At 74.1% G+C, this 17,578-nt stretch carries 12 protein-coding genes; 4 read left to right on the top strand and 8 right to left on the bottom strand.

Going from position 1 to position 17,578, the window contains the following annotated elements:
* Positions 1-56: 56 nt before the first annotated feature.
* Positions 57-890, top strand: a complete 834-nt coding sequence (locus AB0D49_RS03150) for a hypothetical protein (protein WP_362749786.1) — start codon at positions 57-59, stop codon at positions 888-890.
* A gap of 5 nt (positions 891-895) precedes the next feature.
* Here the strand turns inward: AB0D49_RS03150 and AB0D49_RS03145 are convergent, their stop codons facing one another.
* Positions 896-2,656, bottom strand: a complete 1,761-nt coding sequence (locus AB0D49_RS03145) for a DUF6350 family protein (protein WP_362749783.1) — start codon at positions 2,654-2,656, stop codon at positions 896-898.
* Between the two features lie 96 nt (positions 2,657-2,752).
* Between AB0D49_RS03145 and AB0D49_RS03140 the strand changes: the two genes are divergently transcribed.
* Complete coding sequence (locus AB0D49_RS03140) at positions 2,753-3,982, top strand: helix-turn-helix domain-containing protein (protein ID WP_362749780.1); 1,230 nt, start codon at positions 2,753-2,755, stop codon at positions 3,980-3,982.
* Between the two features lie 121 nt (positions 3,983-4,103).
* Here the strand turns inward: AB0D49_RS03140 and sucD are convergent, their stop codons facing one another.
* The 7 genes from sucD to AB0D49_RS03105 form a co-directional block, all read right to left on the bottom strand.
* A complete protein-coding gene (gene sucD / locus AB0D49_RS03135) occupies positions 4,104-4,988 on the bottom strand; it encodes a succinate--CoA ligase subunit alpha (RefSeq protein ID WP_362749777.1) in 885 nt (294 codons plus the stop codon).
* A 27-nt stretch (positions 4,989-5,015) separates the two neighbouring features.
* Entirely contained in the window at positions 5,016-6,197 is a 1,182-nt protein-coding gene (gene sucC / locus AB0D49_RS03130) for an ADP-forming succinate--CoA ligase subunit beta (protein ID WP_362749774.1), read from the bottom strand.
* Positions 6,198-7,233: 1,036 nt separating this feature from the next.
* On the bottom strand, positions 7,234-8,466 hold the full coding sequence (locus tag AB0D49_RS03125) for a VWA domain-containing protein (RefSeq protein ID WP_362749771.1): 1,233 nt from the start codon (positions 8,464-8,466) through the stop codon (positions 7,234-7,236).
* A gap of 17 nt (positions 8,467-8,483) precedes the next feature.
* On the bottom strand, positions 8,484-11,027 hold the full coding sequence (locus AB0D49_RS03120; RefSeq protein ID WP_362749768.1) for a DUF5682 family protein: 2,544 nt from the start codon (positions 11,025-11,027) through the stop codon (positions 8,484-8,486).
* Positions 11,024-11,182: a hypothetical protein gene (locus AB0D49_RS03115; protein WP_362749765.1), complete on the bottom strand. Its 159-nt coding sequence runs from the start codon at positions 11,180-11,182 to the stop codon at positions 11,024-11,026. Before AB0D49_RS03115 ends, AB0D49_RS03120 begins: the two co-directional genes overlap by 4 nt.
* Positions 11,179-12,405, bottom strand: a complete 1,227-nt coding sequence (locus tag AB0D49_RS03110) for an AAA family ATPase (protein WP_362749762.1) — start codon at positions 12,403-12,405, stop codon at positions 11,179-11,181. The genes AB0D49_RS03115 and AB0D49_RS03110 overlap by 4 nt, the downstream gene beginning before the upstream one ends.
* Before the next feature lie 164 nt (positions 12,406-12,569).
* Positions 12,570-13,814, bottom strand: a complete 1,245-nt coding sequence (locus tag AB0D49_RS03105) for an IS110 family transposase (RefSeq protein WP_362749759.1) — start codon at positions 13,812-13,814, stop codon at positions 12,570-12,572.
* A 355-nt stretch (positions 13,815-14,169) separates the two neighbouring features.
* Between AB0D49_RS03105 and AB0D49_RS03100 the strand changes: the two genes are divergently transcribed.
* The gene (locus AB0D49_RS03100; protein ID WP_362749757.1) at positions 14,170-15,501 is read left to right on the top strand and encodes an SWIM zinc finger family protein; all 1,332 of its coding nucleotides are present in this window, start codon (positions 14,170-14,172) and stop codon (positions 15,499-15,501) included.
* A 266-nt stretch (positions 15,502-15,767) separates the two neighbouring features.
* Positions 15,768-17,372, top strand: coding sequence for a DUF5691 domain-containing protein (locus AB0D49_RS03095; protein ID WP_362749754.1), 1,605 nt, complete (start codon positions 15,768-15,770; stop codon positions 17,370-17,372).
* Positions 17,373-17,578: the final 206 nt, after the last annotated feature.

Raw genomic sequence — 17,578 nt, 5'->3', positions numbered from 1 at the left:
ACACCTCTCGACCACGCCTCAATCGGCCTCAACCACCAAGGGATGACGCTCACTTGATGCCGGACCGCAGCCCGCGACTCCTCATGCCGACCCCGCTGCCGGAGCGGGGTGGGCGGCGCAGCGGTGTGCTGCTGCGGGAGCGCCCCTCGTCAGCGCCGGACGCCTCCTCGGGTCGGGGTGAGGGCTCCGGCCGCTCCGGGCCGGCCGACAATCCCTTCGCACCGCCGCCGGAGGGGACGCCGGACCGGCCTTGGCAGCCGCGGCGGCCGGACGGTCCGGAGGGTTCGGACGCCTCGCCGGGAGGCTCGGGGTCTTCCGGGTCTTCCGGGTCCCCCGAGGACGGGTCGCGTGGTGGTGAGGGCGGTGGCCGTCCGGGCTGGGGCAGTCAGTGGAGCGACCGGCAGCCCGGCCGCTCCGGCGGCGGCTTCGGCGAGCGGCCGGGGGGCCGTCCCGAGGGCCCCGGCGGCGGCTCCGGTGGGCCCGGTCCGCGCTGGGACCCGACCGACCCCTCCCAGCGCCGCGCGCGGTACGCGCTGCTGAGCGGCATGTGGGCGTTCTTCTTCGCCCTGTTCAGCTGGCCGTATGTGGCGCTGCTGCTCGGCGCGCTCGCCCTGTACTGGGGCATCAGCGCGCTGCGCGCCCAGCCCCGGACGCCGGACCCGGACAATCCGGCTCCGCAGCCGAGCGGGCGTCCGCAGACCACGGCGGCGGTCAGCGGGATCGTGACGGCGGCGCTGGCGATCGTCCTCGTCGGGGCGACGTTCGTGGCGCAGCTGGTCTACCGGGACTACTACACCTGCCGCAGTGACGCCCTCACCAATGAGCAGCGGCAGTCGTGCGATCAGCTGCTGCCCGAGCAGTTGAGAGATGTGCTGGGGCAGGGGGGGTAGCGCGCTCAGCGGTCGGGCTGGGGGTCTTCGGCGGCGGAGGTCTCCGCGGGTCCGGTCGCTGCCGCGGGTTCCGTTCTCGGCGCCGCTCCTGGGATGTCGGGGGCGGCGTCCGGGGTTTGCGGGGTGGGTGCCGGGGGTTGTGACGGGGTGGGCTGTGGCTGTACGGGGTGCGGCCGTACAGGGTGCGGCTTCGGGGCCGGGTCCTTCAGGGCGGGGGCTTTCGGGGCCAGGGTCTTCGGGGCGGGGCGGTCGGTGGGCTCGGGGCGTTGTTCGCACCCGGACGCGGCGCGCTGTTCGCACCGGGTGCCTCTGAGCCGCCACGCCCGTACCGTCAGGGCCGTCGGGATGCCCAGGGCGGCCGTCCAGGCCAGGGTCGCCGCGCCCGTCTGCCACCACACGGGGCCGAAGCTGGCCAGTGCCGCGACGCCGAGCGGGCCGCCGGCCAGGGCGGCGAGCAGGGCGAGGGCGGCGGCGCAGAGGAGGACCGCGAGGAGGGTGAGGGAGGTCGTGCGCCGGGCCGACCAGGGGGGCAGCGGTGGCCAGGGGGGCGCGCCGGGTTCGGAGACCGTCTCGTCGTCGGTGTCCGGGACATGGACGGCCGCGGCGGCCATGAACCAGCCGAGGGTGACCCCCGCGACCACGGGGACCGCGGCGGTCGCCCAGGTCAGGGGGGTGCCGGGGCCGGTGCCCGGTACGGCGGACAGCAGTGGGAACGGGGGCAGCAGCGGGCCCGGCGCGGAGGCGAGCGGTCCGCTGGCGTGGCCCACGCCGAGGAGGAACCCGGGACCCAGCGCGTAGGCGGCGCCCCAGACGGCGGCGTTCGGGACCAGCGCCAGACAGAGCAGGAACACCGCGAACCGTCCCGACCAGCCCTCCGTCAGCTGTGCGAAGGCGCCACCGGCGGCGGAGCCGTGGACGACCAGGGAGACCGCGACCAGCAGGGAACCGCCGCCGATCAGCGTCGCCGTACCGGCGGCGGCGGCCCGTACCGCCTCGCCGAACCGTTCCCGGGCCACCGGCGGCAGGAAGCGGCGGCGCACCGCCCGGGGCAGCAGGGCCAGCACGTCGAGCAGTGGCTCATGGGGGCGGCCGTACGCCGTCCAGACCCCGGCACCGGCGGCGAGCACCGCGACGAGCGGGACGCAGCCGAGGACCCAGGGCCAGGAGGGGCGCAGGTCGCCGCCCGTGGCGTAGAGCGCGGCGGCGGCGCCGACGGTGAGATAGCCGAGGACGGCTCCGGTCCACGCCGTGCGGGCGGAGGACGGGGTGTGGCCCTCGGCGGCGCGGTCCACGGCGTCGCGGGCGGCGCGGTGCAGCAGGAAGAGCGGCAGGGCGAGCAGCAGCAGCGGGGTGAGGCCGACGGGGGCGGGGAGGCCGGAGAGGGTGTCGGCGCGGATCAGTTCGACGCCGTGCGCGAGCAGCCAGAGGGAGGCGGCGAGATGCAGGGCACCACCCGGGCCGCTGTCGGGGTACGGCGAGCTGATCCACATCATCGTCACCAGCACGGCGAAGGAGCCGAGGCCGAGCCCGGCGGCGACGGCACCGCCGAGGAGGCTCGTGACGATGCCGTGGGAGTGGGCGCGGAGGGGGGTGAGGCGGCGGGTGAGCTGGTGGGCCAGTCGGGTGGGGAGTGACGACAGGGCCGCGAGCGACGGCAGGGACGGACGGCGGCGGCCCGGTGCGCGGTGGCCGGGCGGGCGGCCCGGCGGACGGGCGCTGGTGGTGCCGTCGGCGGGGCGATCGGTCATCGGGATCACGAGCGCCATGCTCCCAACGACACGCGCTTTCACCCCGTAACAGGCGAACCTCCGATGTGTCGCTCAATATGTGTTTATGTACTTTTTTGAGCGAAGGGGCGCCCTGTGACACAGAGCCCTGCCACTCCGCTCCCCCCGCCCAAGGAGTGCCGACGGCTGCGTGAGGCCGCCTCACTGACCCAGGCTCAGCTGGCCACCCAGGTCGGCGTCACCCGCGAGACGGTACGCGCCTGGGAGAACGGCCGGACGACACCGCGCGGACGCAAGCGCGAGGCGTACGCGAAGCTGCTGGCCCGGCTGGCGCAGCCGCAGAACGACCGATCCGAGGGTGGCGGACCCCGGGGTGGCGCGCTCCGGGGCGACGACGACGGCGGCCGGACCACGGCCGGTGAGGCGGACACCGAGGTGACAGCACGTCAGGAGCCAGTGCCCATGCCCGTACGCGAACGTCAGCAGCCGCTGCGGCCGGCCGTCGGGCAGACGGTGACGGCGGTCGCGGAGCCGGTCTCGGCCGACGCGCCCCCGGAACCGTTGTCGTCCCTGACCCCCGGTCAGGCGTTCGACGCGCTCTACACCTTCTGCGCCCCCGCCCTCGTCCGGCAGGCGTATCTGCTGTGCGGGCGGCGGGAGCTGGCGCGGGAGTCGGTGGAGCGGGCGTTCCAGCAGGCGTGGCAGCGCTGGCCCGAGGTGGCGGTCGACCGGGACCCGGCGGGGTGGGTACGGGCGGCGGCGTACGAGTACGCGCTCTCGCCCTGGCACCGCTACCGCCCGCGCTACCGCCATCCGGAGGCCCCGCCGGCGGACGCGGCGGACCGCGCGCTGCTCGGCACACTGCTGGAACTCCCGCCACCGCACCGCCGCACCCTGCTCCTCTACGACGGGGTCGGGCTGGGGCTGGCGGAGACCGCGGCGGAGACGGAGGCGAGCACTCCGGCGGCGGCGAACCGGCTGATGCACGCGCGCGAGAGCATCGCGGAGCGGTTGCCGGACCTCGCCGATCCGGAGGCGCTGCACGACCGGCTGGCGCGGCTGGCGTCGACGGAGCGGTTGCGCGCCGCTCAGCCGAAGCCGGTGCGGCTGGCCGGGGAGCGCAGGGCGCGGTTCTGGACGCGGGCGGCCATCGCGTTCACGGTGGCGCTGATCGGGGCGACGGCGCTCACGCTGCGGACCGCGCCCACGCAGTACGAGCCGCCGGTCGCGCCGGGGGAGACGGTCAAGGGGGTGCCGCCGAAGCCGGCGCCGGGGCCGTTGTCGCAGGCGCAGGTCGCGCTGCGGGCGAAGCTGAAGGCGGAGGTGGGCGCGGGGCCGGAGCGGGTGTTGCCGTTGGCGGAGTGAGGGGGTGAGGTGAGGGGGCGCGAGTGGAGCGCGGCGTGAGGGGTTGGAGGCGCCCCGAGAACTCGGTGGGCCCGTCCCAACTCCCAGGACGGGCCCACCGGTGTTCGCTCGAAAGGGCTGGTCAGCCCGCCAGGATCTCCCGGGCCAGCTGCGCCGTCTCGGTCGGCGTCTTGCCGACCTTCACGCCCGCCGCCTCCAGCGCTTCCTTCTTCGCCTGCGCCGTACCGGACGAACCGGACACGATCGCACCCGCGTGGCCCATCGTCTTGCCCTCGGGCGCGGTGAAGCCCGCGACATAGCCGACGACCGGCTTCGTCACGTTGTCCTTGATGAAGGCCGCGGCCCGCTCCTCGGCGTCGCCGCCGATCTCACCGATCATCACGATCAGATCGGTGTCGGGGTCGTCCTGGAACGCGGCGAGCGCGTCGATGTGGGTGGTGCCGATGATCGGGTCACCGCCGATGCCGACCGCCGTCGAGAAGCCGATGTCCCGCAGCTCGTACATCATCTGGTACGTCAGCGTGCCGGACTTCGACACCAGACCGATCCGGCCCGGCTTGGTGATGTCGCCGGGGATGATGCCGACGTTGGACTGGCCGACGGTGATGATGCCGGGGCAGTTCGGACCGATGATCCGGGTCTTGTCGCCCTTCTTGCCGGCGTACGCCCAGAACGACGCCGAGTCGTGCACGGCGATGCCCTCGGTGATCACGACGGCCAGCGGAATCTCCGCGTCGATCGCCTCGACGACCGCGTCCTTGGTGAACTTCTCCGGTACGAAGATCACGGATACGTTCGCGCCGGTCTGCTCGATGGCCTCCTTGACGGTCCCGAACACGGGTACCTCGGTGCCGTCGAAGTCCACGGTCGTCCCCGCCTTGCGCGGGTTCACGCCGCCCACGACGTTGGTGCCGTCGCCCAGCATGAGCTTGGTGTGCTTCATGCCCGTGGCGCCGGTCACGCCCTGGACGATGACCTTGCTGTCCTTGTTGAGCCAGATAGCCATGGTGTGTGGTGTCCTCGTCCTGAGTGCTTACTTTGCGGCGTGGGCCAGCTCGGCGGCCTTGTCGGCCGCGCCGTCCATGGTGTCGACGCGCTGCACCAGCGGGTGGTTGGCGTCGGTGAGGATCTTGCGACCCAGCTCGGCGTTGTTGCCGTCCAGCCGGACGACCAGCGGCTTGGTGACCTCGTCACCACGGTCCGCGAGCAGCTGAAGCGCCTGGACGATGCCGTTGGCGACCTCGTCGCACGCGGTGATGCCGCCGAAGACATTGACGAAGACGGACTTGACGTCCGGGTCGCCGAGGATGATCTCCAGACCGTTGGCCATCACCTGGGCGGAGGCACCACCGCCGATGTCCAGGAAGTTCGCCGGCTTCACGTTGCCGTGGTTCTCACCGGCGTACGCGACGACGTCCAGGGTGGACATGACCAGCCCGGCGCCGTTGCCGATGATGCCGACCTCGCCGTCCAGCTTGACGTAGTTGAGGTTCTTCTCCTTGGCCGCGGCCTCCAGCGGGTTCGCCGCGGCCTTGTCGTGGAGCTCCTCGAAGTCCGGGTGGCGGAACTCGGCGTTGTCGTCCAGCGACACCTTGCCGTCGAGCGCGAGGACCTCACCGGAGGCGACCTTGGCCAGCGGGTTCACCTCGACCAGGAGGGCGTCCTCCTTGATGAAGACGTCCCACAGCGTGACCAGCACGTCGGCGACCTTGTCGGCGACCTCGGCCGGGAACTTCGCGGCCTCGACGATCTCGCGGGCCTTCTGCGGGGTCACCCCGTCGATGGCGTCGATCGGGGTCTTGGCGACGGCCTCCGGGCGGGTGGCGGCCACCTCCTCGATGTCCATGCCGCCCTCGACGGACGCGATGGAGAGGAACGTGCGGTTGGCGCGGTCGAGGAGGAAGGAGACGTAGTACTCCTCGACGATCTCCGGCGCGGTCTCGGCGATCATCACCTTGTGGACCGTGTGGCCCTTGATGTCCATGCCGAGGATGTCCGTCGCGCGGGCGACGGCCTCGTCCGGGGTCGCGGCCAGCTTGACGCCGCCGGCCTTGCCGCGGCCACCGACCTTCACCTGGGCCTTGACGACGGACTTGCCGCCCAGGCGCTCGGTGGCTGCGCGCGCCGCCTCAGGCGTGTCGATGACTTCACCGGCCAGCACCGGTACATCGTGCTTGGCGAAGAGGTCCCTCGCCTGGTACTCGAACAGGTCCACGCGCTTCCGTCCCTATCAGTGATCTCGCGGTTCGTTGGATGCGTGGGCGTGCCGCGAAGGGCAACGTGACGTCCGCATGGGTCACAGGGGAAGCGCACACGGTGTCCGAGCGCGCGGCATGTCCGTCTCGCAGGTTATCGCTGCTACCGGAAGCGCCGTAAATCGAGAGTCACACCTGAGCGGTGATACCCGTCACATGATGCCGCGTTCTATGACACTGCGTGCCATTTGGGGGCGGGGAGGGAGGGGGAGCGGGGGGAGGGGGAGCGGGGGGAGGGGGGAGGCTGGAGGGGGCGGTGAGGTCGGGGGCGGCCGGGGGCCGGGGCCAGGGGCCGGGGTCCAGGGGCCTGCCGTGCAGGGGATGTGCAGGGAAGCGCGGCGCCTGCCGTGCCGGGGGCTGGGGCACCCCTCCCCTCCAGGGCCAGGACCCCTCCACGCCGGGGACCGAGGCACCTCCCGTCCGAGGCCCGGGACCCCACCGGGTTGGGGTTCACCCGGTGAGGCCCCTCGGTCGGCCCCGTCCTGGGGTACCGGAATCCTCGCCGGCCCCGGGGCCAGGGCCGGCCGGTCCCACCCCAATGGGACCGTCCGGCCGCGATCCGCGGGCCTGGGCGGACGAGCCGACGGCGTTCGACCGTTCCGGTGGGGCCCGGCGGAGTCTTCGGGTGAGTGAAGGGAGCGAGGGGAGGTGGGGTGACGGGCGCGAGAAACGTGGTGTCACCGACCGGACGGTACGAGATGGGGAAGCGGGCGGGGAGACCTTCGCTGGCCACTTTCGCCCGCCGGGTCGGACGGGCGCCCCTTTTGGCCGGATGGGTTCCCTTGGCTGGGCCCGCTGGCTCCTTGGCCGGGCCGGTGCCCCTGGCTGGGTAGGCGCCTCCAGCCCGGTAGGCGCCTCCAGTCCGGCAGGGTGCCTCCGGCCGGGTGAGCGCCTTCAGCCGGGCGGGGACCCTCGGCCGGGCAGGCACCTCCAGCGAGGCGGGGGCCGGGCAGGCACCTCCAGCGGAGCGGGCGCCCCGCCACCGACAGACCCCGTCTAGAGCGTCGGGCCCGTCTGGACCGACGGAACCGACGACACCGACGGGTCCGGAACCGGAAGCTCCCGTCTCTCGATCGCCGCCGCCATGACCTCCGGAAACAGCTCCGGCGTGCAGGCGAACGCCGGAGCGCCCAGCGCCGCGAGCGCCGCCGCGTGCTCCCGGTCGTACGCGGGCGCCCCCTCGTCCGACAGGGCGAGCAGCGTCACGAACTGCACCCCCGACGCCTTCATCGCCGCCACCCGCTTGAGCATCTCGTCGCGTATCCCGCCCTCGTAGAGATCGCTGATCAGCACCACCACCGTGTCGGCGGGCCGGGTGATCCGGGACTGGCAGTACGCCAGCGCCCGGTTGATGTCCGTGCCGCCGCCGAGTTGTGTCCCGAAGAGCACGTCCACGGGATCGTCCAGCTGATCCGTCAGGTCCACCACCGCCGTGTCGAACACCACCAGCCGGCTACTGATCGACCGCATCGACGCCAGCACCGCCCCGAACACCGACGCGTACACCACCGACGCCGCCATCGACCCCGACTGGTCGACGCAGAGCACGACCTCCTTGCGCACCGACCGCGCGGCCCGCCCGTACCCCACCAGCCGCTCGGGTACGACCGTCCGCCGCTCCGGCAGGTAGTGCTTGAGGTTGGCCGCGATCGTGCGGTTCCAGTCGATGTCGCGGTGGCGGGGGCGGCTGACCCGGGCACTGCGGTCGAGGGCGCCGGTGAGTGTGGCCCGCGTCCGGGTGGCCAGCCGTCGCTCCAGATCGTCGACGACCTTGCGCACCACCGCCCGCGCGGTCTCCTTCGTCGTCTCCGGCATCGCCTTGTTCAGCGACAGCAGGGTGCCGACCAGATGGACGTCCGCCTCGACGGCCTGGAGCATCTCCGGCTCCAGCAGCAGCGTCGACAGCCCGAGCCGGTCGATCGCGTCCCGCTGCATCACCTGCACCACGGGGGCGGGGAAATACGTCCGGATGTCCCCGAGCCAGCGCGCCACGGCCGGTGCCGAGGCGCCCAGCCCCGCCGCGCGGTCCTTCCCCCCTTCCTTCCCGGCGGGCTTCCCATAGAGCGTGGCCAACGCCCCGTCCATCGCCGCGTCCCGCCCGGACAGCCCGTACCCGGTCCCGTCGGCCCCTTCCCCGCCGCCGAGCACCAGCCGCCACCGCCGCAACCGCTCCTCCGCCGGACCGCCGCCCCCATCGGCCGCGCCCACGCCGTCACCGCTGTCCGTCATGTCGCCCTCCCGCCCGGTCACGCCACCCCCACGAGTTCGTCCGCCGCCCCCAGCAGCAGCCGTATGACCGGCTCCACGGCGCCCGCCCTCTCCGGGTCCAGGGCGTCGGCGAAACCCGGCACCGCGACCCCGGCGCCGACCGCCAGCGCCCGCTCCCCCGGTCCCCGGCGGACCAGCTCACCGAGGGTGCGCCGCACCCCCGCCTCGTACTCGGCGAACGTCCGCCGCAGCAGGGGCAGTACGTCGGTGAACGCCTCCGGCGACACCCCGGTCAGCCAGCTGTCGACCAGGCCGAGCAGCCGCTCGTCGTGCACCAGCAGCATCCCGCCCCCGGAGCCGCCCCCGACGAACCCCTCGATCCAGGCCGCCGCGTCACCGGGCGGGGTACCCGGCGACAGCGCCAGGCCCATCAGGCGCGCGGCCCCGGCCTGGTCCAGCCGCCCGTCGTCCAGCAGCAGCCGCGCGGACCGGCCCCGGACGATCCCCGGCACGGTGTCCCGCCCGGCCAGCACCTCCAGCACGTCCCGCCATCGCCCGCGCAGGCCGCCCGGCGCGGATGCCGCCGGGGCCTCCCCGTCGCCCTCCCCGGACACGCCTGACGCTCCGGACGCCGCCCGGTCCCCTTCCTCGCCCCGCGTGACCCCGGCCCGCCCCCCTTCCTGGCCCTCTCCGGCCCCGGCTCGCTCATCTCCCTCGCCCTCCCCGGCCCACTCCCTTTCCTGGCCCTCCCCGGCCCGCTCCCCTTCCTCACCCTGCGGGAACCGGACCCGCTCCCCTCCCCCGCCCTCCCCGTCGCCGCTCTCCGCCAGCAGCCCCACCGCCCCATGGACCGCGTCCACATGACGCCGCATCTCCTCCGCCGCCTCCGGGCCGAGGGCCGCGCAGGCCGGGGGCAGGCCGACGAAGACCCGTTCGGCGAGCCCGGTGGCGACCTCGGCCATGGCCCGCGTGTCCGTCCCCCGCACATCGCCGTAGCGCAGCGCACGCACCAGCGCGGGCAGCGCCTGCGCCAGACGCCCCACGTCCGCGTCCAGGGCGGCGCGGTCGGCGAGGACCCGCATGACCGCCGGCAGTGCGTCCGGCAGTTCGGCCAGCAGACAGCGCTCCGCCAGTGCCGTGACCTCGGCCAGGCCCGGGGCGGCCAGCGCGTCCGCCTCCGCCTTGGCCGTCGCGGCGCCGAGCACGGTCGTCCCCCACACCCCCGCCTCCGCGATCCGCACCGACAGCTCCGGCTCCCACCGCAGCCGCCAGGTCTCCCGGAAGGTGCCGGTGCCGCCCCGGGAGCGCACCGGCTCGCCCCACTCCACGCCCAGCAGCCGCAGCCGGTGCAGCAGCCTGCCGCGCGCGGCGTCGGTCTCCTTGCGCAGATCCAGCTCCATCTCCCGCTCCCGGGCCTCCGGTTTCAGCCGCAGCCTGCGCTGCGCCCGGTCCAGATCCCGCTGCAACGGCACCGCGGGAGCCGCCGCGGGCACCTCCCCCAGCACATCCCCGACCACCAGCCGGTCCCGGACCAGCGCCAACGGCACGTCCGAGCCCTCGCACATCACCGCACGCACCGCGTCGGTGGTCTCCCCGAGCCCCGGCAGCGGGCGCCCCCGCACCGCCGCCAGCGTCTCGGCCAGCCGGACCGCCTCGATCACATGGGCGGACGACACCACCTGGTCCTCGGCCCGCAGCAACGCCGCCACCTTGGCCATCCACCGCTCCACCGGCCGGTCCGGCGCCGCGAACAGATGCCCGTACCACCCCGGTGACTCGATGCCCGCCCCGTAGCCCCCGGCGCGGGCCAGCCGCCGGTACGTCCACGGCACCCAGGTCATGTCCGCCTTGACCTTGGGCAGCCCCTTCACCAGCGCCCGGTCCGCCGCCACGGCCGCCTTCCGCGCGAGCGCCGGAACATGCCACGCCCCGCACACCACGGCCACGCCGTCCCCGAACTCCCGCCGCGCCGCCCGCAACTGGAGCCGCATGTACGCCTCCCGTACGAGGTCCCGCGCGGGGCCGCCTTCGCCGTACGCCTCACGCAGCGCGTCCATGGCCTCCGCCAGCACCCGGAACGGCGCGAAGACATCGCCGCCGACCCCCCGGTGCTCCACGACGTCCTCCCACCACCGCTCGGCGTCGTCGTACCCGGCCGTCTCGGCGAGCACCGCGAGCGGATCGATCCGGACCGCCCCCTCCCTCTCGTCCCCGTCCCCCTGCTCGTCGCGCTCCCACGCCAGGGTGTGCGTCGCCGGGAGATCGATGAAGCGGGCCGGTACCCCCTGCTCCACGGCCCAGCGCAGGGCCGTCCACTCCGGGGAGAACTCGGCGAACGGCCAGAACGCGGAGCGGCCGGGCTCCTCCACGGCATGGGCGAGCAGGGCGACGGGCGGGCGCATGTCCGCAGCGGCGACCAGCGGGATCAGCGCGTCGGCCTCGGGCGGCCCCTCGATCAGCACCGCGCGGGGCCGCGCCGCCTCCAGCGCCGCCCGTACGGCCCGCGCCGAGCCCGGCCCATGGTGCCGCACCCCCAGCAGCAGCGGCCCGGCGGCGTCGGGCCGGGCCCCGGCAAGCGTCATCCCGTCCCCCCGCGCACCGCCCGCTTCCGGGACTGGCCCGCGAAGGGCCAGCCCAGATCGTCGTCACCGTCGCCGAACGGCCACCCGAGGTCGTCGTCCCCGAACGGCCAGCCCAGGTCGTCGTCACCGGAACACCGCCGCAGCCCGCCGCTCATGCGCTGACCTCCCTGCACGCCCGGTAGAAGTCCGTCCAGCCGTCCCGCTCGCGGACCACCGCCTCCAGATACTCCTGCCAGACGACCCGGTCGGCGGCCGGGTCCCGGACCACCGCGCCGAGGATGCCCGCCGCGACATCACCGGCCCGCAGCACGCCGTCCCCGAAGTGCGCCGCGAGGGCGAGGCCGCTGGTCAGTACGGAGATCGCCTCGGCGGTGGAGAGCGTGCCACTGGGCGACTTCACCTTCGTACGGCCGTCGGAGGTGATGCCGTCGCGCAGTTCACGGAAGACGGTCACGACCCGGCGGATCTCGTCGGCCCCGTCCGGGACGGCCGGCAGGTCCAGCGAGCGGCCGATCTGGTCCACCCGCCGCGCGACGATGTCCACCTCCGCGTCCACGCTCTCCGGCAGCGGCAGCACCACCGTGTTGAAGCGGCGGCGCAGCGCGCTGGACAGCTCGTTGACCCCCCGGTCGCGGTCGTTGGCGGTGGCGATGAGGTTGAACCCGCGCACCGCCTGCACCTCCGAGGCCAGCTCCGGGATCGGCAGGGTCTTCTCCGAAAGGATCGTGATGAGCGTGTCCTGGACGTCGGCCGGGACACGGGTCAGCTCCTCGACCCGGGCGGTCATCCCGAGGGCCATGGCGCGCATGACCGGGCTGGGCACCAGGGCGTCCCGGCTCGGGCCGTGGGCGAGGAGCCGCGCGTAGTTCCAGCCGTAGCGGATGGCCTCCTCCGGTGTGCCCGCCGTGCCCTGGACCAGCAAGGTGGAGTCGCCGCTGACGGCGGCGGCCAGGTGCTCGGACACCCAGGTCTTGGCGGTGCCGGGCACACCGAGCAGCAGCAGGGCGCGGTCGGTGGCCAGGGTGCTGACCGCGACCTCGACGATCCGGCGCGGGCCCACGTACTTCGGTGTGATCACCGTGCCGTCCGGCAGGGTGCCGCCGAGCAGATAGGTGGCCACGGCCCAGGGCGACAGCCGCCAGCGGGCCGGGCGCGGCCGGTCGTCCTGGGCGGCCAGCGCGGTCAGTTCACCGGCGAAGGCGTCCTCGGCGTGCGGACGCAGCGCCTCCGCTTCCTGCCCCACACTCACCAGCCCCTCCCCACTCTCCCCGCTCTCCCTGCTATCCCGGCTCTCTCGGCTCTCCCGCTTCTCCGGTGCGAACGTGTGCTCCCCTGGATCGGCTGGGTCGACGGACATCTGATCAACGGACACGGACATGGCTGAGGCCCCCTTCAGCTCGGCCGGTTCGGGTCTGGTTCCACCATGCACCACGCCACTGACAATCCACTCTGACGCGTAAATAGCAGCAGGTCATGTTGGGTGTGGGCAGGGCTGGGTGCCCGGTGGCCGTGATGGTCGCTGGGTGTCATGGCGCGGGTCGGTCAGGCCGCGCCTTCCAGCGGGTTGAGGGTGACGGTGTAGCCGAGCTGGTTGAGCTGGGTGATCGCCCGGCGGGTGGTGCGTTCGGGGTCGCGCTGGGTGAAGTAGGTGCCGCCGAGCTCGTGGTAGGGGACATGGTCGGTGAGCATGTGCCAGATCGCGGTGATGATCGAGTGCTCGACGGCGACCAGGGCCCGCATCGGGCCGCGGCGGGCGGTCAGCCGTTTGTAGCGGGCCTGCAGGTAGGTGTCCTTGGTCCTGGCCGCACCGAATGCCGCGAGGCCGAGGGCGCCTTTGAGGTACGGGTTGCCGGGACGGACCCTGGCGCTCTTGGTGCGGCCGGCGGACTCGTGGTGGCCGGGGCAGACCCCGGCCCAGGAGGCGAGGTGCTTGGCGGAGGCGAAACGGCTCATGTCGCCGCCGGTCTCCGCGATGATCACTTCGGCGACGGCCTGGTTGATCCCGGGGATGGTGTCCAGGAGACCGAGCGCGGGACGAAAGGGGGCCATCGCCTCCTCGATCCGCTCATCCAGCTGCCCGATGGCATCGGTGAGCTGGTCATAGTGATCCAGGTGCAGCCGGGTCAGGAAGGCGTGGTGGGCGCGGAAACGTCCGGTCAGCGCCTCGGCGAGCTCGGGGATCTTGTTGCGGAGCTTGCGTTTGGCCAGCTCCGCGAGGACCTGCGGGTCACGTTCCCCCGCGATGAGGGCTTCGAGCATGGCCCGGCCGGAGACCCCCATGATGTCGGAGGCGACCGCGGCCAACTTGATCCCGGTGTCCTCCAGCAGCTTCTCCAGGCGCTGCACGATCCGGCCGCGCTCGCGGGTCATCTGGGTGCGGGCGCGGGTCAGGTCCCGCAGCTCACGCACCGGCTGTTCGGGCACGAACGACGGACGGACCAGACCATGCGCTCCGAGCTGGGCCGGCCAGGCCGCGTCCGAGACGTCCGTCTTGCGGCCGGGCAGGTTCTTGACCTGCCGGGCGTTGACGAGGATCACGTTCAACTCATCGGCCAGCAGGTGGTAGAAGGGCTTCCAGTAGTCCGACGTAGCCTCGATGACCACCAGGGTGACTCCCGCGGCGAGCAGGTGCTCCCGCAGGGCGAGCACCGCGTTCGTGGTCGAACCCCAGGTCGTGGTCCCGGTCGTGAACGACCCCCGCCGTTTGGTACTCGGGGTGCGGACACACGCCTTGGCGTCCTTCTTGCTGATGTCCACCCCCGCGCAGCGTTCGTGCAGCACGTCCACGGTTCCGCTCCCTCCCTCGACGGCCGAGTGGTACGCCGTTCCGGGAGGGCCAGGGTGAATCAGGAATTCTGACGCACGTGCTCGCAGCAACACTCCACGGTTCCCGTGGACGGCCCCCAGCACCACGCTGACCTGCGAGCTCACTGGCATCACAGAGCAATCGGTTTCGACCGGAACGAACCCCACCAGCGTCCCGCAGCGGCATCAGCCCACGTCAGAGGTAGACGGAAGCACCCCGGCGCGCGCCACAGGATTTACCACGCCCCCGGCGCGCACCGAAGGTGCGCAGGTTCGCTGACCTGCGAAAACGCGCTGGCAGAGCCGATTGTCAGTGGTGGGCCCTACCTTCGATGTCATGACTGAGCAGGGGGTGCGCTGGACCGCGGACCAGGTGCTGGCACTGGCGCCTGACGCTGCGTCACGCGCAGCGGGCAGCAAACTCGGCGCGGCCAGCCCGTGGTCCGGGACGGGCACGTGCGGCGAGGGGACGGTGTGGGGGGAGTGCAAGGGCGGCGGCAGCACGCCGTATCGCACGGTCGTGGACCTCGCGGGCCGCTCCGGACCCGCGTACCAGTGCAGTTGTCCGAGCCGGAAGTTCCCGTGCAAGCACGTGCTGGGGCTGCTGCTCCTCTGGGCGGGCGGGGACGCGGTGGTGCCGGTCGGCCAGGCGCCGGACTGGGCGGCGCGGTGGACCGAGGGGAGAAGAGAGCGTGCCGAGGCACCGGGTGGCGGGGTCGCCGACCCGGAGGCGGCACGGCGGCGGGCGGAGCGCCGGGCCGAGCGGGTCACCGCGGGCGCGCTGGAGCTGGAGCAGCGCCTCACCGATCTGCTGCGCGCCGGACTGGCCACGGCGGACGGGGCGGGGTACGGGCAGTGGGAGGAGACGGCGGCCCGCATGATCGACGCCCAGGCCCCGGGGCTCGCGGCGCGTGTACGGGAGTTGGGGGCGATACCCGGGTCCGGTCCGGGCTGGCCGGTGCGGTTGCTGGAGGAGTGCGCGCTGCTGCATCTCCTCGACCGGGGCTGGCTCCGCCGCGAACTGCTGCCGGACGACCTGGCGGCCACGGTCCGCTCCCGCATCGGCCTGCCCGCCCCGGCCCAGGGACCACCGGTACGCGACCACTGGCTGGTCCTGGCCCAGTACGACACGGTGGACCCGAAACTGACGACCCGCCGCATCTGGCTGCACGGCACGGCCTCGGGACGTACAGCCCTGATCCTCGCGTACGGCGCGGTCGGCCGTGCCCCGGAAGTCTCCCTGCCGGTCGGGGCCGCCCTGGACGCCGAGGTGTCCGCGTACCCCGGCGGGCGCCAGTTCCGGGTGGCGCTCGGCGAGCAGTTCGCGCCGACCGCCCCCAGCGCCGTACGCCCCCCGGGCGGTACGACGGGACAGGCGGCGGCCCGCTACGGGGACGCGCTCCGGCATGACCCGTGGCTGGACGCGGTGCCGGTGACCCTGGACCGGGTGGTGCCCGTCCCGGATGGCGACTCCTGGCAACTGGCGGACACGGACGGGGACACGGCCCTGCCGCTCGCCCCGGCCGCGCGGAGCCGCCCCGGCCTGTGGCGGCTGATCGCCCTGTCGGGCGGCACTCCTGTCACGGTCTTCGGCGAATGCGGCCACCAGGGATTCCATCCGCTGACGGCGTGGGCGGAGGGGCCGGGTGAGGCCGTCCGGCTCGCCTAGAGCGCGCCGCCTCCTTCCTGCCCGGCTCACCCAGATCGTGCCGCCCACTTCCCGTCCGGCCCGCCCAGATCGTGCCGTCACCCTCCGTCCGGCTCGCCTACGTCGTGCCGTCACCTTCCCGCCCCCGCGCGGCGACCCGCCCACTCACCACCAGCCAGCCCGCTCAGGAAACGGAAGTCCAGGCCACCTCAAGTCCCGGAAACCGCCCGCCCCTCCCCCGCACCCCGCCCGGCCAAGCCAAGCCAAGCCCCCGGAAGGAGCCCCCTATGAGCCGCCCATCCACCCCCACCTGGGAAGACCTGGTCACCGCCGCCCTACTTGGCACGGACCGCCGTACGCCGCCCGGCGTGTCGCCCGGACCGGCGGCACCGGACGCCCTCCTGGACGCCGCCGCGCGGGAAACCGTCCGGCGCCGCGCCGGGATACGCCCCGCGCGGGCCGCGCCCCGGCCGGAACCCGCCCCCATGGACCCACGGCCCGCACTGCCCAGGGCCGCCGCCCGCCGGCTCGCCCAGTTCCTGGCCGACCGCCCCGGCACCACGGGCGGCGGCCGTCGGGGCGCCGCCCCGGACCTGATGGAGCTGCTGCCCCAGTGGCTGGCGGCGGCGAACGCCCACGGATACGCGGCACCCCCGGAGGCGTTGCCCGCCCTGCTGGACGCGGCCCGGGGCCGGACGGATCTGCGCCCGGCGGCGCTGGCGTTCGCCGGACAGCGGGCCCTGTGGCTGGCCCGGCTGAACCCGGACTGGCGGTTCGCGCTGCGGTCGACGCCGGGCGGCGGCGCGGTCCTGCCCCGGCTGGAGGACACGGAGGGCGTGCGGCGGCTGTGGCAGGAGGGGCTGTTCGCCGAGCGGGTGGCGCTGCTGGCCGCGCTCCGGGCACGGGAACCGGCCGCCGCGCGGGAGCTGCTCGCCGGGACATGGCCGTCGGAGCGGGCCGAGGACCGGCTGATGTTCCTCGACTCGCTGCGGAGGGAACTCACGGAGGCGGACGAACCGTTCTTGGAGCAGGCGCTGTCCGACCGGAGCCGCAATGTCCGGGCCACGGCGGCGGAGCTGCTCTCGGCGCTGCCCGGTTCGGCGCTGGCGGGGCGGATGGCGGGCCGGGCGGGCTCGTGCGTGGCGCTGGACCCGCTGCGGAACACACCGACGATCACCGTCGAGGCGCCGCATGAGTGCGACGCGGGCATGGAGCGGGACGGCGTGGCGCCCAAGGCGCCGAGCGGCCGGGGCGAACGGTCGTGGTGGTTCGGCCAGTTGGTGGAGTCCGCGCCGCTGACGGCCTGGCCGCCCCGGCTGGGGGGCCGTACGGCGGCGGAGATCGTCGCCCTGCCGGTGGCCGACGACTGGCGCGGCGAGCTGCACGCGGCCTGGTGCCGGGCGGCCGTGCGGCAGCGGAACCCCGACTGGGCGCGGGCGCTGCTGGGCGCGGCGTCCTCGCCGGACGCGGGCGGACCGGGAGCGGTGTCGCTGGCGGAGCGGGCCCGGCTGCTGGGGACGCTGGAGGCGGACGAACGGGCCGCGTGGGTGGCCGGGTTCATCGCGGCACACGGGTTGTCCGAGGCGTTCCAGTTGCTCGGGGTGTGCGCGGTGCCGTGGTCGGGGCCGCTGGGCGGGGCGGTGGTCGACGCGCTCAACATCGCGCGGGACGCGGGGAGTTACCCGTGGAGCTTCAGCGGGGTGATGGGGCTCGCCGAGCGCTGTCTCGACCCGTCGGAGGCGAGCCGCCTCGACGCTCTGATGGCGGCACCGGAGGAGCCGGAGGACGCGTCACCGGGCGCCGGGGGCTACTGGTCGGAGGCGTTCCAACGCCTGGTCACGACGCTACGGCTACGGGCGGCCATGGCGGAGGAACTGGCGGGGCGAGCATGAACGCCGTACGGCCTACTGACCACCGACCCGGCGAACGCGGACCGCCACCCGGCCCCCGCTCACCGACCGGGCGAACCCGGACCCCCATCCGGCCCACCACTCACCGACCCAGCGAATCCGCAAGCCCGGCTTGGAACTCCATCCGAACCCGCTCACCGACTGGGCGAAACCGGACCCGACGCGACCCACCGACCACCGACCACCGA

The organism is Streptomyces sp. NPDC048290, assembly GCF_040652095.1.
GTDB lineage: Bacteria > Actinomycetota > Actinomycetes > Streptomycetales > Streptomycetaceae > Streptomyces.
This window is presented reverse-complemented; position numbering and strand designations above follow the sequence as displayed.